Here is a 24,986-nt window from a genome sequence, read left to right as displayed (position 1 = left end):
CTCCGGGTCGGGCCAGCGTCACCAGGGTCTCCGGGGCGTCCCGCAGGGGGTCGGCTCGACGGGTCCCGCCGACCGGTGCGCGGCGCGTCCGGGAGGCCCGTGGCCGGTCCCTGCGCCACACCTGGAGGGCGCTGGTGGGCGGCCAGGCCTCCGGTTCGGCCCGCCCTCGAGCCAGACGCGGAGCCGGTCGAAACTCCACGCGGTCGCCCACCCGAGGAGCGGTCGGACGACGAGGTCGAGCGGTCCCCACCCGGAGTCGTAGTCGTACCCGGTGATGAACCGCGTCCGGCCGTCATCGGTCGGCACGTACCGCCAGTAGCCCCGCCCTGTGCGGATCGGGGAGAGTCGGTCGTCGGTGGCGAAGCGCAGCGCCGAGGTGCGCGTGCCGTCGTCACGCAGTCGCTCGCCGATGGAGATGCCAGTGCCGTGCACGTCGTGGAGGGCCGAGCGTCGGACGTAGGTGAAGCGAGCGGCTCCGTCCGTGTCGGCCGGCTCTGGCACGATCTCCGAGAACCGGACGTCCCAGCGGACGTGCTGCCGGGTGTCCTGCGTGGCGGCCCACACCGCGTCGACGTCGGCGTCGATCAGCGTCTCGAGGGAGATGCTCCGGCTGGCCACGGGGCTGAGCGTAGTGCCGGCCCGAGTGCCATCACCAGCGGCAGCGACGCCGTCAGTCGCCGTCCGCCGCCCGCAGCACGGCGGCCGCGGTGCGCCGGTCGGCGAGGATCCGGAAGTGGCCGCCGAGGTCCAGCCGCACGTTCTCCGCCCCGGCGAGCTCACTGCCGCCGGGGATGAGCGTGTCGAAGACCGCGTAGACCGAGGTGATCCGGGTGTTCGCGTCGAGCTCCCGCGCCAGGCCCGCGAGCACCGGGTCGGCGGCGCGGAACACCCGGAGGTGTCGGACGGGTGCCAGGACGGCGTACTTCGACCCGGCGAACGGCGTCGACACCGCCACCATCCGGTCGATGCGGCCGTGCGGGTCCAGTCGGGTCATGGCGTACTTGCCGATCAGGCCGCCCTTGCTGTGCGCGAGGACGAGCACCCGGTGCAGGTCGTGCTCGTCGAGGTAGGCCATCACCTCCTCCGCCGAGACGGGCACCGGCTTGAGGTTGTGCCGGAGGACGGTGAGCACGTGCACCGGGTGGCCGCGGTCGTGGAGCACGTCCATCAGGGGGCGCATGAAGTGCCACGTCTCGTAGACGCCGGGGATCACGACGACGGCCTGCCGGTCGCCGGAGCGGTAGTCGTCGGCGGTGGTGGGCCCGAGACTCCTGACCTGCCACACCGCGGCGTACGCCCAGTCGAGGAGCGCCCATCGCGCACGACGCACCAGTCCGACCCGGGCCGGGCTGGTCCCGGCGGTCGCGCCGGTCACAGCGGGACGCCGTCCCGGGTCGCTTCCAGGGTCTGGACGCGACGGAACTCGTCGACGAGACGGGCCACGGCGACGGGCTGGTGTTCCTGCACGTGGTGCGGCCCGGGGAGCTCGACGAGCGCGCCCGCGTCCGCGGCGGCCACGAGCCGCTCCACCCAGTCGTGCTTGGCGATGGGGTCCTGCTCGCCGCGGATCACGAGCACCGGCACGGTCAGGGCCCGGACGCTGTCGAGCATCCGGAAGTCGCGCATGGGCAGGAGTTCCCGGGCGTACTGCGGGATGCTCCGGACGTAGTCACCGAAGACGATGACGTTCATCCGGAGGCCCTCGATCGCGCAGTCGAGCAGGAGCTGCGCACCCAGACGCGGCAGCGAGCGCCGCCGGTCGTCGACGACCGGCCCGACCAGGACCACGGAGTTGACGACGTCGGGGTGGCGGAGCGCGGCGGCGACGGCGATCTGCGTGCCCATCGACTGCCCCATCACGACCAGGTCGCTGATGCCACGAGCGGTGACGGCCCGGACGACGAGGTCGGCGTACTCGTCCACCTGGAACCTGCGCCCGGCACGGGACAGTCCACCGAACCCGGGCAGGTCGACCGAGACGGTCCGGTGCGTCTGCGAGAGCAGTGCCTGCACCCGGAGGAACGACCGGTGGGACATGCCGATGCCGTGCACCATGACGATGGTCGGAGCGAGGGCGTCCCGGACACGTCCTGCCGGGGCGAGGGTGCGCAGACGCACGGGGTGTCCGTCGATCCGGACGGTCTCGACGAGAGCGTGCATCCCCTGAGACTAGGCGGCTCACCACCCGCTGCCTGTGAACGATCCGCAGCGGTGAGTCAGCACCGTCTTCGACTCCTGCAAGGTCGACGCGGTGCACTGCTCCCATGACCGACACGAACCCCTCCGGACGGCGCCCCGACGACTGGTCGGCTGCCCCGGCACCCCCGCTCCGGCACCGGCCGGACGGACCGCACCGCGACCGCCGTGGTTCTGGCCGATCGTGGCGGTGGCCGTCGGTCTCGCAGCACTGCTCGTCGGCGGCGGCGTCGGCTTCGCGGTCGGCCACGCGGTCGGCGGAGCGCACGGCGGCGCATCGTTCTCCGGCCCCGGCTTCGGCCCCCGCGGCCAGGACGGCCGCAACAGCCAGGACGACGACGGCAGCCAGAGCAACGGCAGCGGCCAAAGCAACGGCAGCGGCCAGACCAACGGCGACGACAGTGGGACGGACGGCAGCGGCAACTGACTCGGGCGCGGGCGCGGGCGCAGGCCCTGGTGCTCCGACTCCGGCCAGCGCGACGCTCGCGCCCATGCGCCTGCAGCTGATGATCCACCCGGCCGTGGCCGGCCATGGTCGGAGGCTGTTCGAGCCGACCGCCCCGCCCACGCGCCTCCGGCTGGTCGCGAACTCCGTGACGAGCAAGGGCAACGTCCTGAGCACCGACGGGCGGTACGCCGAGTCGGCGGACCGAGCCGCGCCTCCCGGCCGTCAGCCACAGGGGTGGACGGCAGGTGCGCGCGATCGGCGTACCCTTCTGGGTGGCCCAGACCGCACGAAACCGGAGCTCACCATGCCGCAGGACACCCGCCCACACGTCGTCATCGTCGGCGGTGGATTCGCCGGGATCGCCGCCATGCGTGAGCTGAAGGACGCTCCGGTCCGGGTCACGCTCGTCGACCGCCACGTCTACAACATGTTCCAGCCGCTCATGTACCAGGTGGCGACCGGCGGCCTGAACGCGGGCGACGTGACGTACTTCCTGCGCAGCCTGCGTGCCCGGCAGTCGAACGCCGACTTCCGCCACGGTCTGCTCACCGGGATCCGGCACGACGAGCGCATCGCCGAGATGTCCGACGGCGAGCACCTGCACTACGACTACCTGATCCTGGCCAACGGCGTGAACACGAGCTACTTCGGGACGCCCGGCGCCTACGAGTACGCGTACTCGATGTACTCCCGCTCGCAGGCACTCCGCATCCGCGACGAGCTGTTCACGCGCCTGGAGCAGGCCGCAGCGAAGCAGGGTCCGGACGAGATCCGCGTCGTCATCGTCGGGGGCGGTGCGACCGGTGTCGAGATGGCGGGGGCACTCGCGGAACTCCGCGACCAGGCGCTGGTCGGTGCGTACCCGGAGATCGAGCGCGGCAACATCTCGATCACGCTCGTGCACCGCAGTGGCGAGCTCCTCAAGCCGTTCGCCCCGCGACTGCGTCGGTACGCGGCGAAGATCCTGCTGAAGCGCGGCGTCGTCCTGCGGCTGAACTCCGGCGTCGAGGAGGTCATGCCCGACGGCGTCCGCCTGGCCGGCGGCGAGGTCATCCCCGCCTCGCAGGTGATCTGGGCGACGGGTGTGTCGGCACACAAGGAGGTCGGCAACTGGGGGCTGCCGCAGACCCACGGCGGCCGCATCCAGGTGAACGACGACCTCAGCGTCAAGGGCGTGGACCGTGTCTTCTCTGCCGGCGACATCGCCGCGCAGGACGACGCGCTCGCGCAGCTCGCGCAGCCGGCGCTGCAGGGCGGCAAGCACGTCGCCGAGCAGATCAAGCGCCGCCTGGCCGGCAAGCCGACCGAACGGTTCAAGTACTTCGACAAGGGCACGATGGCGACGATCGGCACGAACGCCGCGGTCGCCCAGCTGCGTGGCGGCATCACGATGGTCGGGCCCGTCGCCTGGGCGGCGTGGGTGTTCGTCCACATCACCAGCCTGCTCGGCAACGGCAACCGCATGTCGACGCTGACCCACTTCTTCGTCCGCTACGTGTGGTTCATGCGGAAGCGCTCGATCCCGATCGTCGGCGACGTCCGCCCGGTCCGCCCGAACGGCGACCGCGAGCCGGAGCCCTGGCAACTGCAGAAGGCCGAGTAGCCGCCACGAGGTGACAGACGTCACCACTGACAGACGGGAGGCTCCCCACCGGTCCGGTGGGGAGCCTCCCGTCTGTCGCGTGGTCCGGACGAGCCGCCTGACCCGTCAGGCCCCCGCTGCCGTGTACGCGCCCGCGGCGATGTCCTCGAGCAGCGTCGGCCCGGTCGGCTGCCAGCCGAGACGCTCCCGCGTGACGGCCGACGTCGCGGCCAGCTGCATGCCCAAGAAGGTGCCGACGAAGCCGAGACGGGCCGCTGCCTCGTCGGGGAGGATCGAGGTCACCGGCACGCCGAGGACGTCCCCGATGGCCTGCGCGATGTCGCGTGTCGGCACGGCATCCTCCGCGGTCACGTGCATCCGGGTGCCGGCGGGCGCGCTCTCCAGACCCAGCCGGACCAAGCGGGCCGCGTCGGTCCGGTGCACCGCCGCCCAGCCGTTCGAGCCGTCGCCGACCATGGCGGCGACACCGTGTCGGCGGGCCGCCTCGGCGAGCATCGCGATGAACCCGCGATCGCCGTCGCCGTGCACGGTCGGGGCGAAGCGGGCGATGACGGTGCGGACGCCCTGGTCGACGAAGTCGAGGGCGCGGTTCTCGCTGCCACCGCGCATCGACTTCGGACCGACGGCTGGGTTGGGGTCGGCCTCGGTCGCGGCCCGGTCACCGGCGAGTCGAGCGACGCCGGATGCGACGACGAGGGGCCGGTCGCTACCCACGAGGGCTCCGCCGAGGGTCTCGACAGCGGCTCGCTCCGCGGCGTCGGTCTCTTCGGGGTGCGCCCAGTCGTGCTTGTTGGCGAGGTGGACGACCCCGTCGGCGGCCTCGGCTCCGCGCCGGAGGGCCGCGAGGTCGTCGAGGTCGCCGCGCAGGACCTCGGCGCCCTTCGCCGCGACGGATGCGGCAGCAGCGTCGGACCGGACGAGCCCGGTGACGCGGTGACCGGCGGTGAGGAGCTCGTCGACGGTGGCGGAGCCGATCCATCCGGAGGCTCCAGTGACGAACACGTGCATGGTGATGCCCTTCTTGTTGATGTCAGTTGCTGACATCGGGAAACGGTACACCCGATGTCAGCGGCTGTCATCACCGTCATTGCTCGGTAGACTCCCGGCATGGCGAGATGGCAACCGGGGACGCGGGAGCGACTGCAGGCGACGGCGTTGCAGCTGTTCCTCGATCGCGGCTTCGAGACCACCACGGTCGCCGACATCGCCCGTGCCGCCGCGGTCACCGAGCGCACCTTCTTCCGGCACTTCGCCGACAAGCGCGAGGTCCTGTTCGCCGGACAGGACGACTTCCTGCAGATGTTCGTCGGCCCGATCCAGGAGGCCTCGGCCGACACTCCCCTGCTCGAACTCGTGGCGCGGGCGCTGGCGGGTGCCGGAGCGTTCTTCCCCGAGGACCGCCGCGAGTGGTCCCGCACACGCCAGCGGGTGATCGACGCCGAACCAGCGCTCGGCGAACGGGAGCTCGCGAAGCTGTCCGGCCTCGGCACCCGGCTCGCCGAGCTCCTCCGCGACCGCGGCGTCCCGGAGCCCGCCGCGACCCTCGTGGCCCAGTCCGGCGTGACCGTGTTCCACCTGGCGTTCGCGCAGTGGATCTCCCCGGACGAGACGCGGACGATGCCCGATCTGGCGACCGAACGGCTCGAGGCCCTGGCGAGCGCGTTGGGTCGACAGCACGCCTGAGCGCTGGGTGACCGGAGCGCACTGAGCCCGTTCTTGGACTCCCGGAGGACACTGGCGGGATGACCCGGACCGCAGCCCCGGCTCCGACCCAGACGACCGTCACCGAGGCGGGGACCCCGGCCGTCCCGACCCGGACGGCCCCACCCGCGCCGGTCGCCCACCGCGCCCTGGCCCTCGACGGCCTGCGCACGGTCGCGATCGTCATCGTGGTCCTCTACCACCTGCACGTGCCGCAGTTCGAGGGCGGGTGGATCGGCGTGACCGTCTTCTTCGTGCTCTCCGGCTACCTGATCACCACGCTGCTCCTCCGTGAACGTCGGAAGACCGGCACGGTGCGGCTCGGTGTGTTCTGGTGGAAGCGGCTGCTCCGGCTCTACCCGGCGCTCCTCGCACTCGTGGTCGCCGGGCTGCTGCTCTGGAACTGGGTCGGGGACTACAAGGGTGCTTCGTTCTCGGCGGGCGAGGCCGCGTTCATCGCCCTGACCTACACCGGCAACCTCTACCGGTCGTTCTGGGACACCACGCAGGGCGTCTTCGCGCACACGTGGAGCCTGTCGATGGAGGAGCAGTTCTACCTGGTCTGGCCGCCGGTGCTCGTGCTCCTGCTCGCCCTGGGACGACGCCGGCGCACGCTGCTCACCGGGCTGTCCGCCGTGGTCGTCGGCGCCTCGGCAGCGGCCTGGCTGAGCTACCGCACGCCCTCCGGTGGGTCCACCCCGAACGTGTACTTCTCGCCCGTGCTCGGCGTCGTCCCGCTCGCCACGGGGTGCCTGCTCGCACTGCTGCTCGACGACGAGCGCTTCCGTTCGTTCGCCTCGGGCCTCGCCGGACACGTCGGCACCTGGGCCGGTGCGACCATGGTCCTCGGCGTGCAGTTCTGGATCGACGACGACTGGACCGAGCACGCCTGGACCTTCGGGCTGCTCATGCCGGTCGCCGGGCTCTTCGCCGCGGTGCTCATCGGCGGACTGGTCTCGGTCCGCACCCCGGTGTCCGCGGTGCTCTCCTGGACCCCGGTCGCCTGGTTCGGCCGCCGGGTCTCGTACTCCGCGTACCTCTGGCACCCGCTCGTCATCGCGCTGCTCGGCACCTTCGCGATCGGCTGGTTCGGCGACGTCTGGCTCTTCGCCGCGGCGGTCGTGGTGTCGATCGGCGCGGCCTACGCGGTCGAGGTCCCGGTCGAGAAGCTCCGCGCCCGCACCCGGGAGGCCCGACGCCTGGTCACCGAGGACCGGGCCGCGCGGAGCGCCACCACGAGCTAACGCCGGCGACCGGCCTGGCGTCGGGTGTGGTCGTGCTCGATCGCCCGACGGACGAGCGCCTGCAACGCCGGGACGTCGACGGCGTCACCGGCGAAGTACTTGATCGCGCGGCGCTGGTTGCCGCCGAGCTCGTCGTTGAAGAGACCATCCGGGTCGTCCAGGGACGCGCCGTACATGAAGCCGAGCTTCACGGCCTCCTTGAAGACGTTGCCGACGACGAGGATGCCGTCGAGCTCCCACACCGGGGCACCGCGCCACTTCCACGTCTCCTCGATCGCCGGGTCGACGGCCAGCACCGCGGCACGGGCGTCGGCGAGGACCGCGCCGCGCCAGTCCGGGTGCGCCGCGATCATCGCGTCGATGTGCTGCGCGGGCGTCGAGCCGCCCGCGGGCGGCTCATCGGTCTGGGGCTCATCCGTGTCGGCCATGCGCACACGGTAGTGCCCCGGACGGATCGGTGACCGCGTCGTGCGTCCCGGTGGAACCACGGACGGGAGGCTCCCCACCGGACACGGCCGTCCCGCCGGGGACGCGGCGGGACGAACCGCCCCGCCGGGGACGCGGCGGGACGGCACTGCCCGGAGGGGGCCCAGGTGCCGACCGGCACCGGGCCTCCCGTCCGGTCGTGGTCCGGACCACAGCGGTCCGGACGGTTCAGCGGCGGGTGTCGCCGTCCTGGTCGAGCTCGATCTCCTCGTGCGCGACGTCCTCGGACACCTGCTGCTGCTCGGTGACCGTCTCGGTGCCGAGGCGGACGCGCTCGACCGGGACGGTCTCCTTGTCGACGACGACGCGCTCCTCGCTGAGCGTCACCTCGTGCTCCTCCTCGGACAGGTCCGGGCCGTCGGTCGCAGCACCGACGTTGCCGTCGGTGATCGGCTCGGTCTCGACGCGCAGTTCCTCGTGCTGCACCGGCACGGTGACGTTCTGCTGCTCCGTCACGACGTGCTTGCGGAGACGGGCGCGGCCCGTCTGGACGCGCTGCGTGCCGACGTCGAGGCGCTGCTCCGACCGGGTCATCGCGTCGTCCGTGTCCGGCCCCGACGTGTCGTGCCCCGCGGACGCGGTCGTGTCGTGTCCGGCGGACGCGGTCGTGTCGTTTCCGGCGGACTCGGTCGTGTCGGTCACGCCACGGTCGGTGTCCACGGTGTCGCGGCCGGTGACCGTGTCGCTGTCGGCGACGCCCGCCGCGTCCGCGGTGGTGTCGTACCCGGCCGCTCCGGCCACACGGTCATCGGTGGCGGGGAGGTCGCGACCGGCGGTGTCACCGGTGTGGTGCCCGCCAGCTGCGGCCGGGTCGGTCGGGGTCAGATCGGGGTCGACGCCGATCGTGCCGTCGTCCGCGCCGGTGCCGGTGCCGGTGCCGGTCGTGCCCGCGGCACCGCTGCCGAGGCCGTAGTGGTCGAAGATCCGGTCCTGCTCGCCGTCGCTCAGGTCGCCGTCGGCGTCGATGCGCGGGGCGTCCTTGATGCGGTCCTTGTCGTAGGCGACACGGAGTTCGTCGCCGGTCAGGTCGGCGCCCTCGAGGGGGACGAAGGACTCGGACGTGCCGAACAGCCCCGTCGAGACGCTGGCGAAGAGCGGGTGCCCGTCCTCGTTGTCGACGTAGACCTGCTTGACAGTGCCGACCTTCTGGCCGTCCGGGTCGATGACCTTGGCGCCGAAGACGCTGTTGATGGTGTTCGTGTCGATCATGGTCGTTCCTTCCGTTCGTGCTGTGGGGTTGCGGGCGTGTGAGTTCGTGGGGTGGTCGGAGCCGGACGTCAGCGACCGAGGCCGACGCGGTCCACCTTGCGGTGGTACCGCATGCCGGCCAGGCCACCGAGGACGGCGCCGACCAGGCTGATCACCGCGACCAGGACGACCGTGATGATGCCCGTGACGGTCAGGGTGCCCTCGTCGACGGGGATGCGCGGGAAGCTGTTGAGGTTCCCGAGCACGTTGAACTGGCTGCCGGCGACGGCGGTGACGATCGCCACCACGATCGCGATGACGACCGCCCAGATCCACACCGCGACACCCTGCTTGGCGCCGGAGAACCGTGCCATCCGGCCGGCGACGTATCCGCCTGCGACGTAGGCGACGAAGAGGATCACGGCGAGGGCGATGGCGCCGACGATGCCGACGACGTCGCCGTTCTTCGTGACGTCCTTCGCGGCACTGTCGACGTCACCGGCGTTCTGGCCGAGGCCGACGCCGGCGCCGACCGCGGTGAGGATCGCCGTGAGGATGACGGCGGTACCGGTGGCGGTGAGCCAGCCGAAGAACGCCGAGCCCCACTTGAAGCCGGCGAACTCGTCCTTCTCGCGCTCCAGGACGCTCTCTCGCTGGGTCGGTCCGCGGTCGGCGCGGGCGGCGCCGCCGACGGCCGTCGCCGCTGCCCCGTCGCGGGTCCCGTGGTTCCGGGCCCCGTCCGGTCCGTCCTGGTCGTGTGCCGGGACGGCGTGCGAGGCCTCGCCGTCGCGGTGCGCTCCCTCCGGGCCGGTGCCGTCGCTCGCTCCGGCGTGACGGACGGGCCGGGTGTCGTCGTCGGGTGTGCTCATGGCTGCCTCCTGGCGTGGTGCTCGTGCTGGTGTTCGATCCGCCCGGTACGGAACACCGGTGCGGGTGGGAGCGCGGGCAGACGAGGACGGCCGTGCGGTTCGCGGACAGTCCCGCGGATCAGGCCGGAGGAGCCTCCTGGACCGTGACGCCGCGGACGCTCGGGGTGACGGCCGCGACCACGGTGGCGACGACGATGAGCACCGCGCAGCCGAGCAGGGTCGGTGTGGTCCCGACGGTGTGCGCGACTGGTCCGACGAGCGCCTCGCCGAACGGCACGGCGACGACCGACCCGACGGCGTCGTACGAGTAGACCCGGGCCAGGACGTCCCGCGGCACGTTCGTCTGCAGGGACTGGTCCCAGGCGATCGAGAAGACCTCGATGGCGGCCCCGGCGACGGCGAACGACACGATCAACGCCGGGACGGAGGGGCGGAGCGCCAGGGCGAGGACCGGTACCGCCGCGACGACCATCAGCGCCACACCGATGCCGAGCGCGTGTCGGGGGTGCCACCGGAGGGCGATCACCGCGCCGACCGCCAGTCCGACCGACAGCGCGGCGACGACGAGCCCCCAGGCCGCCCGGCCGAACGAGGCGTCCGCGACGACGGGTCCGAGCACCGCGGTCGCCCCGACGAAGGCGGCGTTGAGCACGGCGAACTGCAGGACGACGATCCAGACCCAGCGGCGGCCGACGAACTCACGCCATCCTTCGCGGAGGTCCGCGACGACCGAGGTGCGCTCGGGCCGGTCGGCCACGGCACGCTCGCGCGGCAGTCGCATGCGCGCGAAGAGGACCCCGGCGACGGCGAAGCCCGCTGCGTCGACGGCGAGCCCCCACCCCGGTCCGACCACCGCGACGAGTCCGGCACCGGCCGAAGCTCCGAGGATGCTCCCGCCGTTGAGCCCGAGCCGGAGCAGGGCGTTCGCCGGCCGGAGCTGCGCTTCGGGCACCGTGTCCGGCACGAGCGCGCCCGCGGCGGGCAGGCTGACGGCCGCGACCGCCCCGTTCAGGACGCTCAGCACCACCAGTGACGGGATGCTCGCCGACCCGGTGATGACGAGCACGGCCACTGCGGCCTGCGTGACGGCGGCCGCGCACGACGTTCCGACCAGGACCATTTCGCGGGGCAACCGGTCCGCGATCACCCCGCCGAAGAGCAGGACCGCGACGTTCGCGACCGACCGCGCCGCCACGACGAGGCCCAGGTCCGCGGCGGACCCGGTGAGGTCGAGCACCGCGAACGCCAGGGCGATCGGGGCGACCGCGTTGCCGAGGATGCTCGTCGTCCGCGCTGCCAGGAGCCACCGGAAGGGCGCGGAACGCAGCGGACCGAACTTGTCGACCGTGGTGCTCACGAGCGGCGGAGGGGGAACAGGGCGGCCGTGACCGACACCGGACGCGTGCCGGGTGTCCGCGGCGGACGGGCAGCGGCGTGCAGGATCGCGGACGCCTGGCCGATGTGCTGCACCACACGACGCCAGGTCTCCGGGTCGACCCACAGTTCGGCGTCGGTCGAGACGCCGGGACCGTCGACCTGGTCGCGGGCGCGTCGGCGGAGCTCCTCGGCCACGGCGTCGAGGTACACCAGCCGGTCCTCGGCCGCCTCGGGGTCGAGCGGATGCACCTCGTGGGCGTCGAACGGCACCGAGGAGGCCTCGTGTCGGTAGCGCTTCGCCTCACCACCCCGCAGTCGGACGACCTCGACGACCCGGACGAGCCCGGCCCGCTCCAGGACCCGGAGGTGGTAGCTCGCGGTCGCCTGGGACAGCCCGAGCTCCCGTCCGGCCTCGGCGGCGCTCATCGCGACGCCCGTCAGCAGGGACAGCAGTCGCAGGCGGATGGGGTGCGCGGTCGCGCGGAGTTCGTCGATCGTGGACACGGAGGCATCGTGGCAGTCGGGGGTCGGCACCGTCAAAGGGCCCTTTGGGGGTCGGGATCCGCACTCCTGCCGGCGGCGGTCACGGTCGTGCGTAGGCTCACCCCGTGACCACGGACACCACGGACGTCCTCGTCGTCGGCGGCGGACCGGTCGGCCTGTTCCTCGGCGCGCTCCTCGCAGCACGCGGCACCGCGGTCCAGGTCTGGGAACGCCGGACCACCGACCCCGTCGGCTCCCGCGCCATCGGGATCCACCCGCCGTCCCTCGACACGTTCGCCGCGGTCGGCCTGGCCGGCCCCGTGCTCGAGGAGGCCGTCCTCGTCCGCACCGGTGTCGCCCGCAGTCGCGGTCGGGTCCTCGGCGCGCTGCCGTTCGCCCGCGTCTCGGACACGCACCCCTACGTGGCGACGCTCGACCAGCACCGCACCGAGACCCTGCTGCGCGGACGTCTCGACGCCAGCGCACCCGAGGCCCTCCGCACCGGCACCACGCTCGTCGACCTCGCCCGGCACGCCGACCACGTGGACGCGACCGGGACCGACCAGGACGGCCGCACCGTCACCGTCCGGGCCTCGTTCGTCGTCGGTGCCGACGGCGCCCGGAGCGTCGTCCGCGACCTGCTCGGCATCGGCACGACCGGTCGGGACTACCCGGATCGGTACGTGATGGGCGACTTCGCCGACCCCGAGGACCCGGACGCCCGCGCCACGGCGCTCGTCGACGTCGGGCCGGCCGGGGTCGTCGAGTCCTTCCCCCTGCCCCACGGTCGCCGGCGCTACGTCGCCCTGCTGCACGCCGACGACCCGCTCGTCGACCCGGCCGCCCCGGCAGCCGCAGCGGACGCACCGGAGGCGGGACAGGCCTCCCGGCTGGCGGCGATCGTCCGCGAACGGACCGGCGTCGCACCGGACCCGACCACCTGCTCGATGCTCAGCGCGTTCCGTGTGCGGCGCCGTACCGCGGAGCGTGTCGGCGTCGGCCGAGTGGTCCTGGTCGGCGACGCGGCCCACGAGATCAGCCCGATCGGCGGGCAGGGCATGAACCTCGGCTGGCTGGACGCCGCGGAACTCGCACCGTTGCTCGCCGACGCGGTGCGGACCGGCGAGGCCGGCCCGTGGCCGTCATACGCGCGCCGCCGCCAGGCCGCCGCCCGTCGAGCGGGTCGGCAGGCCGAGGCGAACATGGCCCTCGGACGTGCCGTCCCGGACGCGATCGGCATCGGCCGGGAGGCGCTGCTCCGGTCCGTCCTGGCCCTCCCGACCTCCGGTGCTCTCGCCCGGTTGTACGCGATGGCGTGGGCGTAGCCGGTCGGGTCGCCCGTGCCGTCGCTCAGCGGGCGGTGCGGTGCCGTCCGTACCGCTGGAACAGGGCCGCCCACCGAGGCAGGGTGCGCTGCTGGCCGGACACCACTGCCACCGCGGTGGGAGAGGGCGCGAACGCGAACCAGGGGCACACGGGGCACACGTGCAGCCACTCGTGGACGGCGAGACCGACGCCGTAGTACTGGTTCCGCGCGACGCGCAGCGGGCGGGAACACCGGGGACAGGACAGCTGCGCGCCGTCCCGTCCGAGCGCGGGGGTGGTCGTTCGTGTCACGTCGACAACTGGCATGGCCGGTCCTCTTCGATGTCCCGTCACGCACCGTTGCGTGACCGTGCGGTGAGCATACGACCGGACCCGCGGCGGTGCACGCCGGGGCGCGGTCCTGTCCGCAGAACGCGAGCGCCGGGCGCGCGCCGAGTCGGCCGCCCGGTCCGACCAGGGACGGACCGGGCTGGGCGCGACCGGGGTCAGGCGGTCACGGCGTGCGGGTACTCGGCCGCACGACCCTGGAACGCCAGGATCGCGTCGTTGCGGACCCGCCCGTCCTCGATCTCCACTGCACGACGGATGGTGTCGGACTCCGCCCAGGCCGACGGACCGGACATCACGGTCCGGAGGAACGGCATCAGCGCCTCGCTGATCTCCCACGTCGACGAGTTCCAGAGCAGCGACGGGCTGTGGTCCACGGCGTAGTAGTTCGTCGAGTCACCCACCGTGATCATCGGCTCGGCGAAGGAAGTGGAGCGAGCCCAGCTGAAGCCCATGCCCTCGTCGATCGACACGTCGACGATGAGACTCCCCGGCCGGAAGGCGTCGAGGTCCTCGGTGCGCAGGTACGTGAGCGGGGCGTTGGGGTCCTGGAGCGTGCAGTTCACGACGATGTCGTTCTCCGCCAGGTACGGCGCCAGCGGCACCGGGCCGTCGGGCGTCCGCACCGTGCTCGCGAAGGGCGTGTGGTCGTCGTGCTCGAACTGCAGGATGTCGACCGACGGGATCGGCGACCCGACCGCCGCGATGTCCCGGTTGGTCAGGACGCGGACGTCGTGGACGCCGTGCGCGTTCAGCGCGGTGACGGCTCCCCGCGCGGTGGCCCCGAACCCGATCACGACGGCGGTGAGACGTCGGCCGTAGTCCCCCGTGGAGCCGCAGAGCTGCAGGGCGTGGAGCACCGAGCAGTACCCGGCGAGCTCGTTGTTCTTGTGGAAGACGTGCAGGCCGAAGCCGCCGTCCTCCCGCCAGTGGTTCATCGCCTCCCAGGCGATCAGGGTCAGACGCTTGTCGATCGCGAGCTGCGTCAGGGCCTGGTCCTGCACACAGTGCGGCCAGCCCCAGAGCACCTGGCCGTCGCGGAGGTCGGCGAGGTCGGCGGCCAGGGGCTTCGGCAGGAGCACCACGTCGGACGTGGCGATGATCTCGTCACGGGTGGCCATCCCGGCGACGAGTGGCTCGAGGTCACGGTCGGGGACACCGAACCGGTCCCCGTACCCCCGCTCCAGCACCATCCGTGCGCGCAGGTCCGGGTCGATGCGGCCGAGGTGGGCAGGGTGGATCGGCAGGCGACGTTCGTCGGCCTTCCGGGAGACAGCCAGCACCCCGAGCCGGAGCAGGTGGGGGGTCGGCGTGGTTTCGGTCATGGTGCACTGTACGGCGCGCCCGGCCTGCGACTCACGCGACGAGTGCGGCGCCCGCGATCCCGAGTTCGACCACGAGCACGAGTGACGACGCGATGACGAGCCGGAACAGGGCGCGGGTCGGCGGACCGGTGAGCACGAGCCGCACCCCGACCGCCGCGAGCACGACCACGACGACGGCACCGATGACCGCGAGCAACGCACCGGCTCCGCGGACCGGGTCGTCCCCGCCGAGCTGCCCGAGCAGCACCAGGACGGCAGCGACGACGAGCGAACCGAACGCCACGATCCCGGACGCGTGCAGCCCCAGGCGATGCGGGAACCCCCGGACACCGGTGGCCGCGTCGTCGACCAGGTCGGGCAGGACGTTCGTGCAGTGGATCGCGACGCCGAACACCGCCCCGGTGGCGATCGCCCACGTCGCCGGCCACCCACCGTCGGGTCCGGCAGCGACCGCGACGACCGGCAGCAGCCCGAACGCGACGACGAACGGCGCGACCGAGGCCGCCGTCCGCTTCAGCCCCGCGTCGTAGGCCCACCCGGCCGCGACGAGGACCACGTGAGCGACGGCGGCGACCGGACCGAGGAACAGCGAGAGCACGACGGCGACACCGGCGGTCGCGAACGCGGCGGTCCGGACCGTGGTGACGGCGACGAGCCCGCGGGCGACGGGTTTGTCACTCCGCCCGACGGCCCGGTCGCGGTCGGCGTCGATCCAGTCGTTGGCGAGCCCGATCGACAGCTGCCCGGCGACCACGGCGAGCGCCACCAGGACGACGACCCGGAACGGGTTCCCGACCGCGGTGGCGATGACCGCCGCCAGGACGGTGACGGTGACGGTGGGACCCGGGTGCGAGGACGCGAACAGCAGGCGGATGGTGGAGGGCCTGCGCGGAGAGGTCACCCGGCCAGCGTACGGAAGCGGTGGACGGCCGGTCCCGCTCCGTGGACATCCTGGATGGTGTCCGGCCCGACGCGGCCTAGGTTCCGAGCAGCGTCGACCCCGGCGCGGGAGGAACGACCATGACCACCACCACGAACACCCCGCCCGGCCGCACGGGCTTCCTGCGTCGGATGACGTTCGCCTGCGCCTGGGGTGAGGGCCTGGACGGCTTCGACCTCGGTGTCATCAGCGTCGCGCTCCCCGCGATCACCGTCGCGCTCGGGCTGGACCCCGTGCTCGCCGGGCTGATCGGGGCCAGCTCGCTGATCGGGATCTTCATCGGGGCGCCCCTCGCCGGGTGGCTGACCGACCGGTTCGGGCGGAGGCGGGTCTTCACGATCGACGTGCTCGCGTTCATCGTGCTCGGACTCGCGCAGGCGTTCGTCGCCGACGGGTGGCAACTGTTCGTCGTCCGGGTGCTGCTCGGGGTCGCGATCGGTGCCGAGTACGCGATCGGGGCCGCGATGCTCGCCGAGTTCGCGCCGGCGGCGGACCGCGGGCGACGTCTCTCCGGGCTGCTCGTCTGCTGGTACGGCGGGTACCTGATCGCCGTCGTCACCGCGTACGTGATGATCGACGCGTTCGACCTCAGCTGGCGGTGGGTGCTCGTCACGAGCGCCCTGCCCGCGGTGGTCACCGCGATCGCCCGGATCGGGTTCCCGGAGTCGCCGCGGTGGCTGCTGTCCCGCGGCCGGGTGGACGAGGCACGCGCGATCGTCACGGCGCACCTGGGCGGTGAGGCGTACTTCCGCGAGGAGCAGTACGCGGCCGAGGAGCAGCGCGCGGGCGGCTACCGGGTGCTGTTCTCGAAGGACAACCGGCAGCGGCTGGCGTTCATCTCGCTGTTCTGGGCGTGCAACGTCGCCCCGTACTTCGCGATCTTCACGTTCGCGCCGACGGTGCTCGACGCCCTGCGCCTGCAGAACGAGGCCGCGGGCACCATCACGGTCAACGCGATGGCTGCGGTCGGTGCGTTCGTCGGCATGCTCACGATCGAACGGCTCGGCCGTCGTCGCCAGCTCATCCCGCCGTTCTGGATCATGGCGGTCGCCCTGGCCGTGGTCGGGGTCTGGGGGTCGGCACCGGCCGTCGTGGTGGTGCTCTGCTTCGCGGTGTTCTCCTTCATGAACGCCGCCCAGGGCAACCTGACGGCGGTCTACCCGATCGAGGTGCTGCCGACCGAGGTCCGCTCCACCGGGGTCGGTTTCGCCGCCGCCTGCAGTCGGATCGGTGCTGCTGCCGGCACGTTCCTGCTGCCGGTTGGGATCTCGTCGATCGGCATCGGCGCGTGCATGCTCATCGCGGCGGCGGTGTGCGTCGCCGGCGGGATCCTGTCGCAGCTCATGGCACCGGAGACGACGGGTCGCGGTCTGCACGAGACGAGTACGCAGCCGCTGCGCCAGCAGGTGCCGACGGGTCGGTGACGGTCGGCTCGGTGACGGACGGCTCGGCGGCCGCGACCGGGGCTGCGACCGCCCCGGTGCGGCGGCGACGCCGTGCCCCGAGCAGACCGGAGGCCAGCGCGATCCCGGCGAGCACGACGAGCCCGCCGACCGGTTCGTTCCACCGCAGCGGCTCGCCGAGCACCAGGACGCCGAGCGCGACGCCGACGACCGGTGTCAGGTAGGTCACGGTGGAGGCGCGCCCCGCGCCCCATGCGCCGACCAACCGGGTGTTCCATGCGTAGGCCAGCCCGGTGCCGACGGCACCGAGCGCGACCATGGCGCCCACGACCCTCCAGTCCAGTTGCACCGGACCCGTGGCGACGACGGGCGCGACGACGAGCATCAGCCCGGCGGCCAGGGTGAGCTGCACCGTCGCGACAGTGGTCGGGTCGTACCCGCCGCCGACGCCGAAGCGGCGGAGCCACGCCAGGCCGACGCCGTAGGAGGCGGTCATGCCGAGCAACGCGACCTGCCCGGGGACACTCGCCAGCACCTGCGGATCGCCGAGGACGTCCCACGGTCCGACCAGGACCAGCACCCCGACGATGCCCAGGAGGATCCCGCCGACCTGCCGGCGGGTGAGCCGCTCGGTGGGGACCAGCACGGCCAACGCCAGCAGCGTCATGATCGGCGTCGTCGCGTTGTAGATGCTCGCGAGTCCCGACGGCACGGTCTGCTCCGCCCACGCCATCAGCGACGACGGCACCGCGTTGAGGAACACCGCGACGACGAGCAGGTGCCCCCAGACGCGCTTCTCGCGCGGCCAACGACGGCGTGTGACCAGGAGCACCACGACGAGCGTCAACGCACCGAGCACGGTGCGGACGGTGGCCACCTGCTGCGGTGCCAGACCGTCGAGCCCGATCTTCGCGAAGAAGAAGCTCGAGCCCCAGGTCAGGGCGACGAGCACGTAGAGGAGGGCGTTCATGTGGACTAGTCTCGGCACAGCACGCACATGCGGCAAACGCATGGACCTCATGTCGACATGAAGGACACGCATGACCGTCTCGCTCCCGCAACTCCGCGCCTTCGTCGCCACCGTGGACGCCGGCTCGTTCACCACGGCGGCCGTGGTGCTCGGGGTCGGCCAGTCCGCCGTCTCCCACGCCGTGGCCGGGTTGGAACGCGAGGTCGGCGGTCCCGTGGTCCGCCGCGGCACGGCCGCCGTCCCGACCCCGCTGGGCGACCGTCTGCTGGCCCACGCCCGCAGCGTGCTCGCCTCCGTCGACGCCCTGGAGGCAGTGGTCCGGCCCGCCACGGCCCGCGGCACCGTGCGCCTGGCCGCCGTGCCGACCGTGTGCCAGGGACTGCTCCCACGGCTCCGGGAACTCTGGTCGGTGACGCTGCCGGACGTCGACGTGCAGGTCTACGAGGGCGACGACGACGAAATGCCGGAGTGGCTCGAGGCCGGCACCGTCGACGCTGCCGTGCTCGTCGACCCGGTCACCGTCCCCGATGGCGGGGTCGTCGTGGCGACGGACGAGATGGCCGCCGTGGTCCGGCGCGACCACCCGCTCGCCGGAGCCGAGGCGCTGACGCTCGACGACCTCCACGACGACGGCCTGGTCGCCGGCGGCGGGGGTTGCGAGCACCAGATCCAGCGGATGCACGAGATCGCCGGGCAGCCTTTCCGGTACGCCCACCGCGTCCGGGAGATGAGCACCATGTTCGGGATGATCGAGCGCGGCGAAGGGGTGTCGATCGTGCCGACGCTCGGCCGCGTGATGCTGCCCGCCGGGCTCGTGATGCTGCCGGTGGCACCGCGGTACGAGCGGACCCTGGTGCTGTCCGGACCGTCGTCCCGGCCGTGGCACCCCTTGGCGCGGGCGCTCGTCGACGCGGTGTGAGCGGCATCCACGTCGACCCCGTCACCAGGCGCGCTCGGCAGGATGGGGTGATGTCGGAGACCTACGTCAAGACCTTCACCAGCCCGGACGAGGCCGCTGCCGAGGCGGCCGGACTGGAGTGGCTCGCCGAGGCGGAGGACGCCGGCGGCACCCGCGTCGCCCGGGTCCTGGCTCGTCCGCGCCCGACGGTGCTCGAACTCGAGTTCGTCTCCGACACGGCACCGTCGACCGCCCAGGCGGAGCGCTTCGGCCGCTCACTCGCCCACACCCACGCTGCCGGCGCGTCACACTGGGGAGCACCGTCACCCGGGTTCCCGGCGAACGGGCCGCTGCGGATGGGCCGCTCGCGGACACCGTTCGTCCCCGCGTCCGAGGCACCGGAGCGCTGGGGCGAGTTCTTCGCCGAGTACCGGATCCGTGACTACGTGCAGCGCATCGTCGACGCGGGCGGCTACGACCGGTCCGAGGCCGCGGTGTTCGAGCGCGTGTGCGACCGCCTGGAGGACGGCACGCTCGGCTCGCCGCAGCCCGCGCTGGTCGGGGACGGGCCCGCCCGGCTGCACGGTGACCTGTGGGCCGGGAACGTGCTGTGGCCGCGGGATGCGTCCGAGCCGACGGGCGCGGTGCTCATCGACGCGAACCCGCACGGCGGGCACGCCGAGACGGACCTGGCGTTGCTCGCACTGTTCGGGTTGCCCCGGCTGCAGACCGTCCTGGCCGCGTACGACGCCGAGTCGCGCCTGGCGCCCGGGTGGCAGGAGCGCGTCGAGCTGCACCAGCTCGCACCCCTGCTGTTGCACGTCCTGCTGTTCGGCGGCTCCTACACGGACGCGGCGCTTCGGGCAGCTCGCCGCTACGCCTGACACCGCGGTCGTCGGGCTCGCCGTCGTCGGGCTCGCCGTCGATCTCGCCTACGCTGGTCGGCGGTACCTCGCTGCAGGAGTCCTCGCGGCGACCGAACGGCCCCCTCGCGCTCACCAGCGACGCGAACGGCGGAGCCGCCCATGACCCGCGTGTTCCGCTGCGCGACCGAGCCACACCGATGAAAGGCACATCGCCGCCATGCCCGCTCCCCAGCACGCCCTCGACCTCAAGCAACCCGCACCGCTCAAGCGCGGAGCCCTGCGCGTCACTCCGCTCGGCGGACTCGGTGACGTCGGTCGGAACATGACGCTCTTCGAACACCGCGGCAAGTTGCTCGTCGTGGACTGCGGTGTGCTGTTCCCGGAAGAGACGCAGCCGGGCATCGACGTGATCCTCCCGGACTTCACCGCCGTGCGGGACCGCCTCGACCAGGTGGACGGCATCGTCCTCACGCACGGGCACGAGGACCACATCGGTGGGGTGCCGTACCTGCTGAAGGAACGCCCGGACATCCCGGTGATCGGCTCCAAGCTCACCCTCGCGTTCATCACCGCGAAGCTGCAGGAGCACGGCATCACCCCGGTGACGCACGAGGTCGCGGCGGGCGACCGGCACGCCGCCGGACCGTTCGACCTGGAGTTCGTCGCCGTCAACCACTCCATCCCGGACGGCCTGGCGGTCGCCATCCGCACCAGTGCCGGCACGGTGCTGCACACGGGTGACTTCAAGATGGACCAGTTCCCGCTGGACCACCGTCTGACCGACCTCAACGCCTTCGCCCGCCTCGGGGACGAAGGGGTCGACCTGTTCATGACGGACTCGACCAACGCCGAGGTCCCCGGCTTCACGACGGCCGAGCAGGAGATCGGTCCGGCGATCGACCGCGTGTTCCGCGAAGCACCGAAGCGCATCGTCGTGTCGAGCTTCGCCAGCCACGTGCACCGGATCCAGCAGGTCCTCGACGCCGCGAAGCGCCACGGCCGGAAGGTCGCCTTCGTCGGCCGGTCCATGGTCCGGAACATGGGCATCGCCGCCGACCTCGGCTACCTGCACATCCCGGACGGCCTGGTGGTCGACCTCAAGCAGCTCGGGAAGCTCCCCGACCACAAGAGCGTCCTGATCTGCACCGGTTCCCAGGGCGAGCCGATGGCCGCGCTGTCGCGGATGGCACGTCGCGAGCACATCATCAAGGTCGGCGAGGGCGACACGATCCTGCTGGCGAGCTCCCTGATCCCGGGCAACGAGAACGCGATCTACGGCGTCATCAACGGCCTCATCCGCTGGGGTGCCACGGTCGTGCACAAGGGCAACGCGAAGGTGCACGTGTCCGGTCACGCCAGCGCCGGCGAGCTGGTGTACTGCTACAACCTCGTCAAGCCGAAGAACGTCCTGCCCGTGCACGGCGAGTGGCGTCACCTCGTGGCGAACGCCGAGCTGGCGGTGCGGACCGGTGTCCCGGAGGACCGTGTCCTCGTCGTCGAGGACGGCGTCGTGGTCGACCTCGATCGTGGCAAGGCCCGCATCGCGGGGCGCATCCCGGCCCCGTACGTCTTCGTCGACGGATCGACCATCGGCGTGGCGACCGAGGCGGCGCTGAAGGACCGCCTGTCGCTCGCGGAAGAGGGCCACATCACGGTGCTCGGCATCTTCGACGAGGGCACGCAGCGGCTCGTCGACCCGGTCGAGTTCCTGCCGAAGGGCTTCGTCGAGGAAGCCGGCTGGATGACCCACGCCGAGCAGGTCGCGTCGAAGGCGATCGCCGAAGCCACCCGGCGCGGACACATCGACGGCGCCGCGGCGGAACACGCCATCGCCGAGGGGCTCGAGCGGTGGTTCCTCCGTCGACACCGCCGCACTCCGGTCATCACGGCGGTCGTCGTCGACGCCGACTGAGGTCGCTGGCCGGACGGCCCACGGCTGACAACACCGGACCCCGTCGAGCGGTTGCGCCGCCGGGGTCCGGTGCCGACCCGACTCCGCTCACCGGGGCTCTCACCGGTGGCGGGTCGGGTCGTTGACTTTCGGTTTACAGCGCTGTAAACATGGGCTGGCGCAATGGAGCGCGAGAGGGAGTGACCATGGTCATGAGCAGCACAACGGCACGGACGGCGCTGAGCCGCCGCGGGTTCCTGGCGGGCGCGGTCGGCGGACTCGGCCTCGGGACACTGGCGCTCGCCGGGTGTTCGGCCCCTTCCGCCGCCGGCACCGCTGCGGGTGGGACGACCCTGCGCTTCTACGAGCAGAAGCAGGAGGTCATCGCCTACTTCGACGACCTGCTCCGCCGCTTCGAGCGGGAGAACTCCGGCGTGCGCGTCGTGCACGACAGCACCGGCGCCATCGCCCCACAGTTCGTCCGCGGGGAGCCGGCAGACGTCGGATGCTTCAACGACAACCTCGAACTCGCGCGCTACATCGAGCGTGGCGTGCTCCGTGACCTGAGCGACCTGCCGTCGGCGGGCCGGGTCCGGGAGAGCATCGACGGCCTGACGAACCAGTACGCGAAGTACGAGGACCGCACGAGCGTGCTGCCGTTCTCGCTCGCGGCGGCCGGGGTCATCTACAACAAGCGGATCTTCGCCGAGCAGGGCCTGCCCGTGCCGACCACCTGGGACGAGTTCGTGGACGTCTGCACGGCGCTGCAGAAGGCCGACATCACCCCGGTGTACGCGACCGACCGGGACACCTGGACCCTCTGGCAGGGCCTGTTCGACTACTCGGTCGGGAGCCTCGTCGACACCGGCTCGTTCTTCCGGAAGATGAAGGCTCTCGGGACCGACGTCGGGCCGGATGCCGAGGTGTCGTTCGAGAAGGACTTCGCCCTGCCCATGGAGCGCGCGAAGACGATCTCGTCGTTCTTCAACCCCGACCACGCCACCCGCTCCTACGCGGATGGCAACCTCGCCTTCGGGCAGGGCAAGGCCGCGATGTACCTGCAGGGACCGTGGGCCCTCGGTCAGATCGCCCTGGTGGACGAGGAACTGCCGGTCGGCACGTTCGCCCTGCCCGTCTCGAACGACCCGGGCGACCGCAAGGCCCGGGTCAACATCGACCTCGGATTGTGGATCCCCACCACGACCCCGCACCTCGACCTGGCGCAGGAGCTCGTCGAGTTCCTCATGCAGCCGGACGTCATCAACGCCTACAACCGCGACAACCTGGCGTTCTCGACCACCGAGAACGCTCCCCCGCAGACCGACGAGCGACTCGAGGGGCTCCAGCAGTACGTCGACGACGGCGCCTTCTACCAGGGTGCCGGCACCTTCATCCCCACCTCCATCCCGCTCGGCAACTACCTGCAGACGGCCATCCGCGGCGGGGACTTCGACTCGATGCTGCGGCGGCTCGACACCGACTGGCGACGCCTCGCCGGACGCTCGGCGACGGTCTGACCGGCGCGACCAGCACCCGTCGGACCGAACCCGGAACCCAGGAGCGATCATGACCATGCAGACCCCACTGACCCCCGAGACGCAGGACCCGCGTCCCGGTCCCGCCACGGCAGCGACCCGGGTGCACCGACGCGTCGGCTCGCTGCACCGCACCGAGGGCATGTACTACCTGTTCCTCGTCCCCGCGCTCGTGCTGTTCACGGCGTTCGTCGTCGCCCCGGCGTGCGTGGGCATCTTCTACAGCTTCACCGACTACCTCGGGTTCGGGCAGTGGCACTTCCTGGGTCTGGCGAACTACCGCGCACTCGTGTCCGACCCGGCGATCCTCGGGTCCTACGGGTTCACGCTCGGCTTCGCGGTCGTGACGGTCATCGTCACCCAGGTGATCGCACTGACGCTCGCCGTCGCCCTGTCGAAGCGCGTCCGCTTCGCCGCCGGCCTGCGGTCGGTGTTCGTCATCCCGATGGTGGTGTCCGGGATCGTCGTCGCCTACGTCTTCAACTACATGTTCTCGAACACGCTGCCGGCGTTCGCCACCTCCGTCGGCTTCGGCCCGCTCGAGCAGAGCATCCTCGGTGACCCGAACCTGGCGTGGCTCGCCATCGTCGTGGTCTCCGCCTGGCAGACGATCCCCGGCGCCCTGCTCATCTACACGGCGGGACTGACCTCGATCCCGTCGGACGTCTACGAGGCCAGCTCGCTCGACGGCGCCGGCACGTGGAAGCAGCTGCGGTCGATCACCCTGCCGCTCATCAGCGGGTTCATCGTGATCAACACGGTGCTCGGCGTGAAGGGCTACCTCGGCGCCTACGACGTCATCGTCGGCCTGACCAACGGCGGACCCGGTTCCGCGACGAGCAGTGTCGCGATGACGATCTTCACCGGCTTCACCAGCGGCGACTACGCCTACCAGATGGCCAACGCGACCGTCTTCTTCATCATCACCGTCCTCATCTCGGTCCTGCAGCTCGCAGTGACGCGCGGAAGGAACCTCCGACTCGCATGAGCGCCATCGACACCCGGTCCCCCGCGACCGCAGCCGCCCGCACCACCCCCGGTCAACCGCGTCGCCGCCGGCTCGACCGGGTGAACTGGCCGCTGACGGTCATCCTGGCGATCGCCTCGCTGAGCGTCCTCATCCCGCTGTACGTCACCGTCGCGATGGCGTTCAAGACGAGCGCGCAGGCCGTGGACGGGAACGCCCTGTCCCTGCCGCTGCCGTTCAACCCGGCGAGCTTCGCCGAGGCGTGGCAGCTCACGCGCTTCCCGATCTCGTTCTCGGTGTCGCTCGGCGTCGCCGCGCTCACCGTCGTCGCGACCCTGCTGCTCAGCTCGTTCGCGTCGTACGCGATCGTGCGGAACTGGCACCGCCGGTTCTTCCGCTGGTCGTTCGTCTACCTGCTCGCCGCGATGTTCCTGCCGTTCCCGGTGGTCGCCCTGCCGCAGATCAAGCTCACCGCGATGATCTCGCTGGACAACCCCGTCGGCGTCGCGATCCTGCACGCCATGTTCCAACTGTCGTTCAGTGTGCTGCTGTACTCGGCGTTCCTCCGGTCCATCCCCGTCGAGCTGGAGGAGAGCGCCCGCATCGACGGCGCCTCCACGTGGCAGATCTTCTGGCGCGTCATCCTGCCGCTGCTCGGGCCGATGAACGCCACCGTCGGCATCTTCGCGTTCCTCGCCAGCTGGAACGACTTCATGATGCCGTCGCTCATCACCGCCGACCCCGGACTGCAGACGTTGCCCGTCGTGCAGAACATCTTCCAGAGCCAGTTCGGCACGAACTACAACGTCGCCTTCGCCTCGTACCTGATGGCGATGGCACCGACGATCGTCGTCTACCTGTTCGCGCAGCGCTGGGTGATCAGCGGCGTGACGCAGGGCGCCGTCAAGAGCTGAGCCGAGCCTCCAGACCGACCCCGGCCCGA

At 71.9% G+C, this 24,986-nt stretch carries 25 protein-coding genes; 12 read left to right on the top strand and 13 right to left on the bottom strand.

All coding sequences use genetic code 11. The features are described from left to right. Nucleotides 1-18: 18 nt before the first annotated feature. The 3 genes from DEI89_RS15180 to DEI89_RS15170 are packed head-to-tail and all read right to left on the bottom strand — an operon-like array spanning nt 19 to nt 2,160. The gene (locus DEI89_RS15180) at nt 19-618 is read right to left on the bottom strand and encodes an SRPBCC family protein (RefSeq protein WP_220034549.1); all 600 of its coding nucleotides are present in this window, start codon (nt 616-618) and stop codon (nt 19-21) included. 52 nt (nt 619-670) lie between these two features. Further along, nucleotides 671-1,375, bottom strand: coding sequence for a triacylglycerol lipase (locus tag DEI89_RS15175; RefSeq protein ID WP_258368965.1), 705 nt, complete (start codon nt 1,373-1,375; stop codon nt 671-673). After that, entirely contained in the window at nt 1,372-2,160 is a 789-nt protein-coding gene (locus DEI89_RS15170; RefSeq protein WP_110904894.1) for an alpha/beta fold hydrolase, read from the bottom strand. The genes DEI89_RS15175 and DEI89_RS15170 overlap by 4 nt, the downstream gene beginning before the upstream one ends. A 91-nt stretch (nt 2,161-2,251) precedes the next feature. On the opposite strand from DEI89_RS15170, the gene DEI89_RS15165 reads away from it, so the two are divergent. Then, nucleotides 2,252-2,623 (top strand): hypothetical protein, encoded by a 372-nt coding sequence (locus DEI89_RS15165; protein WP_110904893.1) that lies wholly within the window; start codon nt 2,252-2,254, stop codon nt 2,621-2,623. Between the two features lie 325 nt (nt 2,624-2,948). Then, nucleotides 2,949-4,247: an NAD(P)/FAD-dependent oxidoreductase gene (locus DEI89_RS15160; RefSeq protein WP_110904906.1), complete on the top strand. Its 1,299-nt coding sequence runs from the start codon at nt 2,949-2,951 to the stop codon at nt 4,245-4,247. Nucleotides 4,248-4,352: 105 nt separating this feature from the next. On the opposite strand, the gene DEI89_RS15155 is transcribed toward DEI89_RS15160, so the two are convergent. Beyond that, on the bottom strand, nt 4,353-5,291 hold the full coding sequence (locus DEI89_RS15155; RefSeq protein WP_258366312.1) for an SDR family oxidoreductase: 939 nt from the start codon (nt 5,289-5,291) through the stop codon (nt 4,353-4,355). A gap of 63 nt (nt 5,292-5,354) precedes the next feature. Here DEI89_RS15155 and DEI89_RS15150 point away from each other — a divergent pair, with 63 nt between their 5' ends. Continuing rightward, a complete protein-coding gene (locus DEI89_RS15150) occupies nt 5,355-5,930 on the top strand; it encodes a TetR family transcriptional regulator (RefSeq protein ID WP_110904892.1) in 576 nt (191 codons plus the stop codon). A 59-nt stretch (nt 5,931-5,989) separates the two neighbouring features. Beyond that, on the top strand, nt 5,990-7,192 hold the full coding sequence (locus tag DEI89_RS15145; protein WP_110904891.1) for an acyltransferase: 1,203 nt from the start codon (nt 5,990-5,992) through the stop codon (nt 7,190-7,192). Here DEI89_RS15145 and DEI89_RS15140 read toward each other — a convergent pair. From DEI89_RS15140 to DEI89_RS15120, 5 genes are all read right to left on the bottom strand, one after another. Beyond that, complete coding sequence (locus DEI89_RS15140) at nt 7,189-7,620, bottom strand: DUF1801 domain-containing protein (protein ID WP_110904890.1); 432 nt, start codon at nt 7,618-7,620, stop codon at nt 7,189-7,191. The genes DEI89_RS15145 and DEI89_RS15140 overlap by 4 nt on opposite strands. Before the next feature lie 226 nt (nt 7,621-7,846). Then, a complete protein-coding gene (locus DEI89_RS15135) occupies nt 7,847-8,887 on the bottom strand; it encodes a DUF2382 domain-containing protein (protein ID WP_110904889.1) in 1,041 nt (346 codons plus the stop codon). A 68-nt stretch (nt 8,888-8,955) separates the two neighbouring features. Then, nucleotides 8,956-9,735, bottom strand: coding sequence for a hypothetical protein (locus tag DEI89_RS15130; RefSeq protein WP_181421689.1), 780 nt, complete (start codon nt 9,733-9,735; stop codon nt 8,956-8,958). Nucleotides 9,736-9,853: 118 nt separating this feature from the next. Next, nucleotides 9,854-11,092 (bottom strand): MFS transporter, encoded by a 1,239-nt coding sequence (locus tag DEI89_RS15125; protein WP_110904888.1) that lies wholly within the window; start codon nt 11,090-11,092, stop codon nt 9,854-9,856. Next, nucleotides 11,089-11,616 carry a helix-turn-helix domain-containing protein gene (locus tag DEI89_RS15120; protein WP_110904887.1) on the bottom strand — a complete coding sequence of 176 codons (528 nt, stop codon included), beginning with the start codon at nt 11,614-11,616 and terminating at the stop codon, nt 11,089-11,091. The genes DEI89_RS15125 and DEI89_RS15120 overlap by 4 nt, the downstream gene beginning before the upstream one ends. Nucleotides 11,617-11,720: 104 nt before the next feature. On the opposite strand from DEI89_RS15120, the gene DEI89_RS15115 reads away from it, so the two are divergent. Then, a complete protein-coding gene (locus DEI89_RS15115) occupies nt 11,721-12,920 on the top strand; it encodes an NAD(P)/FAD-dependent oxidoreductase (RefSeq protein ID WP_110904886.1) in 1,200 nt (399 codons plus the stop codon). Nucleotides 12,921-12,945: 25 nt separating this feature from the next. On the opposite strand, the gene DEI89_RS15110 is transcribed toward DEI89_RS15115, so the two are convergent. The 3 genes from DEI89_RS15110 to DEI89_RS15100 all read right to left on the bottom strand — a co-directional run bounded on the left by DEI89_RS15110 (nt 12,946) and on the right by DEI89_RS15100 (nt 15,474). Beyond that, nucleotides 12,946-13,212, bottom strand: coding sequence for a hypothetical protein (locus DEI89_RS15110; protein ID WP_110904885.1), 267 nt, complete (start codon nt 13,210-13,212; stop codon nt 12,946-12,948). Between the two features lie 194 nt (nt 13,213-13,406). Continuing rightward, nucleotides 13,407-14,573 (bottom strand): N(5)-(carboxyethyl)ornithine synthase, encoded by a 1,167-nt coding sequence (locus DEI89_RS15105; RefSeq protein WP_110904884.1) that lies wholly within the window; start codon nt 14,571-14,573, stop codon nt 13,407-13,409. A 31-nt stretch (nt 14,574-14,604) separates the two neighbouring features. Then, nucleotides 14,605-15,474, bottom strand: coding sequence for a UbiA family prenyltransferase (locus DEI89_RS15100; RefSeq protein WP_110904883.1), 870 nt, complete (start codon nt 15,472-15,474; stop codon nt 14,605-14,607). Nucleotides 15,475-15,593: 119 nt separating this feature from the next. Between DEI89_RS15100 and DEI89_RS15095 the strand changes: the two genes are divergently transcribed. Beyond that, nucleotides 15,594-16,937 carry an MFS transporter gene (locus DEI89_RS15095; RefSeq protein ID WP_110904882.1) on the top strand — a complete coding sequence of 448 codons (1,344 nt, stop codon included), beginning with the start codon at nt 15,594-15,596 and terminating at the stop codon, nt 16,935-16,937. Here the strand turns inward: DEI89_RS15095 and DEI89_RS15090 are convergent. After that, nucleotides 16,855-17,886 carry a DMT family transporter gene (locus tag DEI89_RS15090; RefSeq protein WP_110904881.1) on the bottom strand — a complete coding sequence of 344 codons (1,032 nt, stop codon included), beginning with the start codon at nt 17,884-17,886 and terminating at the stop codon, nt 16,855-16,857. The two genes, DEI89_RS15095 and DEI89_RS15090, sit on opposite strands and share 83 nt — an antisense overlap. 70 nt (nt 17,887-17,956) lie before the next feature. Here DEI89_RS15090 and DEI89_RS15085 point away from each other — a divergent pair, with 70 nt between their 5' ends. The 6 genes from DEI89_RS15085 (at nt 17,957) to DEI89_RS15060 (ending at nt 24,957) form a co-directional block, all read left to right on the top strand. Further along, complete coding sequence (locus DEI89_RS15085; RefSeq protein WP_110904880.1) at nt 17,957-18,805, top strand: LysR family transcriptional regulator; 849 nt, start codon at nt 17,957-17,959, stop codon at nt 18,803-18,805. A gap of 50 nt (nt 18,806-18,855) precedes the next feature. Next, nucleotides 18,856-19,668 (top strand): fructosamine kinase family protein, encoded by an 813-nt coding sequence (locus DEI89_RS15080; protein ID WP_110904879.1) that lies wholly within the window; start codon nt 18,856-18,858, stop codon nt 19,666-19,668. Nucleotides 19,669-19,867: 199 nt separating this feature from the next. Further along, the gene (locus DEI89_RS15075; protein ID WP_110904878.1) at nt 19,868-21,562 is read left to right on the top strand and encodes a ribonuclease J; all 1,695 of its coding nucleotides are present in this window, start codon (nt 19,868-19,870) and stop codon (nt 21,560-21,562) included. Nucleotides 21,563-21,753: 191 nt separating this feature from the next. Beyond that, the gene (locus DEI89_RS15070) at nt 21,754-23,058 is read left to right on the top strand and encodes an ABC transporter substrate-binding protein (RefSeq protein WP_258368962.1); all 1,305 of its coding nucleotides are present in this window, start codon (nt 21,754-21,756) and stop codon (nt 23,056-23,058) included. Between the two features lie 49 nt (nt 23,059-23,107). Beyond that, complete coding sequence (locus tag DEI89_RS15065; protein WP_110904877.1) at nt 23,108-24,064, top strand: carbohydrate ABC transporter permease; 957 nt, start codon at nt 23,108-23,110, stop codon at nt 24,062-24,064. Continuing rightward, the gene (locus DEI89_RS15060) at nt 24,061-24,957 is read left to right on the top strand and encodes a carbohydrate ABC transporter permease (protein ID WP_110904876.1); all 897 of its coding nucleotides are present in this window, start codon (nt 24,061-24,063) and stop codon (nt 24,955-24,957) included. The genes DEI89_RS15065 and DEI89_RS15060 overlap by 4 nt, the downstream gene beginning before the upstream one ends. Nucleotides 24,958-24,986 lie beyond the last annotated feature (29 nt).

The organism is Curtobacterium sp. MCBD17_030, assembly GCF_003224255.1.
GTDB lineage: Bacteria > Actinomycetota > Actinomycetes > Actinomycetales > Microbacteriaceae > Curtobacterium.
The sequence above is the reverse complement of the archived record's forward strand: the minus strand, read 5'-3'. Positions and strand labels throughout refer to the sequence as shown.

What these genes read in the sequence shown, in the direction of transcription:
- DEI89_RS15170 (WP_110904894.1), bottom strand. Translation starts at nt 2,160, where the DNA reads ATGCACGCTCTCGTCGAGACCGTCCGGATCGACGGACACCCCGTGCGT.
- DEI89_RS15160 (WP_110904906.1), top strand. Translation starts at nt 2,949, where the DNA reads ATGCCGCAGGACACCCGCCCACACGTCGTCATCGTCGGCGGTGGATTC.
- DEI89_RS15155 (WP_258366312.1), bottom strand. Translation starts at nt 5,291, where the DNA reads ATGTCAGCAACTGACATCAACAAGAAGGGCATCACCATGCACGTGTTC.
- DEI89_RS15150 (WP_110904892.1), top strand. Translation starts at nt 5,355, where the DNA reads ATGGCGAGATGGCAACCGGGGACGCGGGAGCGACTGCAGGCGACGGCG.
- DEI89_RS15145 (WP_110904891.1), top strand. Translation starts at nt 5,990, where the DNA reads ATGACCCGGACCGCAGCCCCGGCTCCGACCCAGACGACCGTCACCGAG.
- DEI89_RS15140 (WP_110904890.1), bottom strand. Translation starts at nt 7,620, where the DNA reads ATGGCCGACACGGATGAGCCCCAGACCGATGAGCCGCCCGCGGGCGGC.
- DEI89_RS15135 (WP_110904889.1), bottom strand. Translation starts at nt 8,887, where the DNA reads ATGATCGACACGAACACCATCAACAGCGTCTTCGGCGCCAAGGTCATC.
- DEI89_RS15130 (WP_181421689.1), bottom strand. Translation starts at nt 9,735, where the DNA reads ATGAGCACACCCGACGACGACACCCGGCCCGTCCGTCACGCCGGAGCG.
- DEI89_RS15105 (WP_110904884.1), bottom strand. Translation starts at nt 14,573, where the DNA reads ATGACCGAAACCACGCCGACCCCCCACCTGCTCCGGCTCGGGGTGCTG.
- DEI89_RS15095 (WP_110904882.1), top strand. Translation starts at nt 15,594, where the DNA reads ATGACCACCACCACGAACACCCCGCCCGGCCGCACGGGCTTCCTGCGT.
- DEI89_RS15090 (WP_110904881.1), bottom strand. Translation starts at nt 17,886, where the DNA reads ATGAACGCCCTCCTCTACGTGCTCGTCGCCCTGACCTGGGGCTCGAGC.
- DEI89_RS15085 (WP_110904880.1), top strand. Translation starts at nt 17,957, where the DNA reads ATGACCGTCTCGCTCCCGCAACTCCGCGCCTTCGTCGCCACCGTGGAC.
- DEI89_RS15080 (WP_110904879.1), top strand. Translation starts at nt 18,856, where the DNA reads ATGTCGGAGACCTACGTCAAGACCTTCACCAGCCCGGACGAGGCCGCT.
- DEI89_RS15075 (WP_110904878.1), top strand. Translation starts at nt 19,868, where the DNA reads ATGCCCGCTCCCCAGCACGCCCTCGACCTCAAGCAACCCGCACCGCTC.
- DEI89_RS15070 (WP_258368962.1), top strand. Translation starts at nt 21,754, where the DNA reads ATGAGCAGCACAACGGCACGGACGGCGCTGAGCCGCCGCGGGTTCCTG.
- DEI89_RS15065 (WP_110904877.1), top strand. Translation starts at nt 23,108, where the DNA reads ATGACCATGCAGACCCCACTGACCCCCGAGACGCAGGACCCGCGTCCC.
- DEI89_RS15060 (WP_110904876.1), top strand. Translation starts at nt 24,061, where the DNA reads ATGAGCGCCATCGACACCCGGTCCCCCGCGACCGCAGCCGCCCGCACC.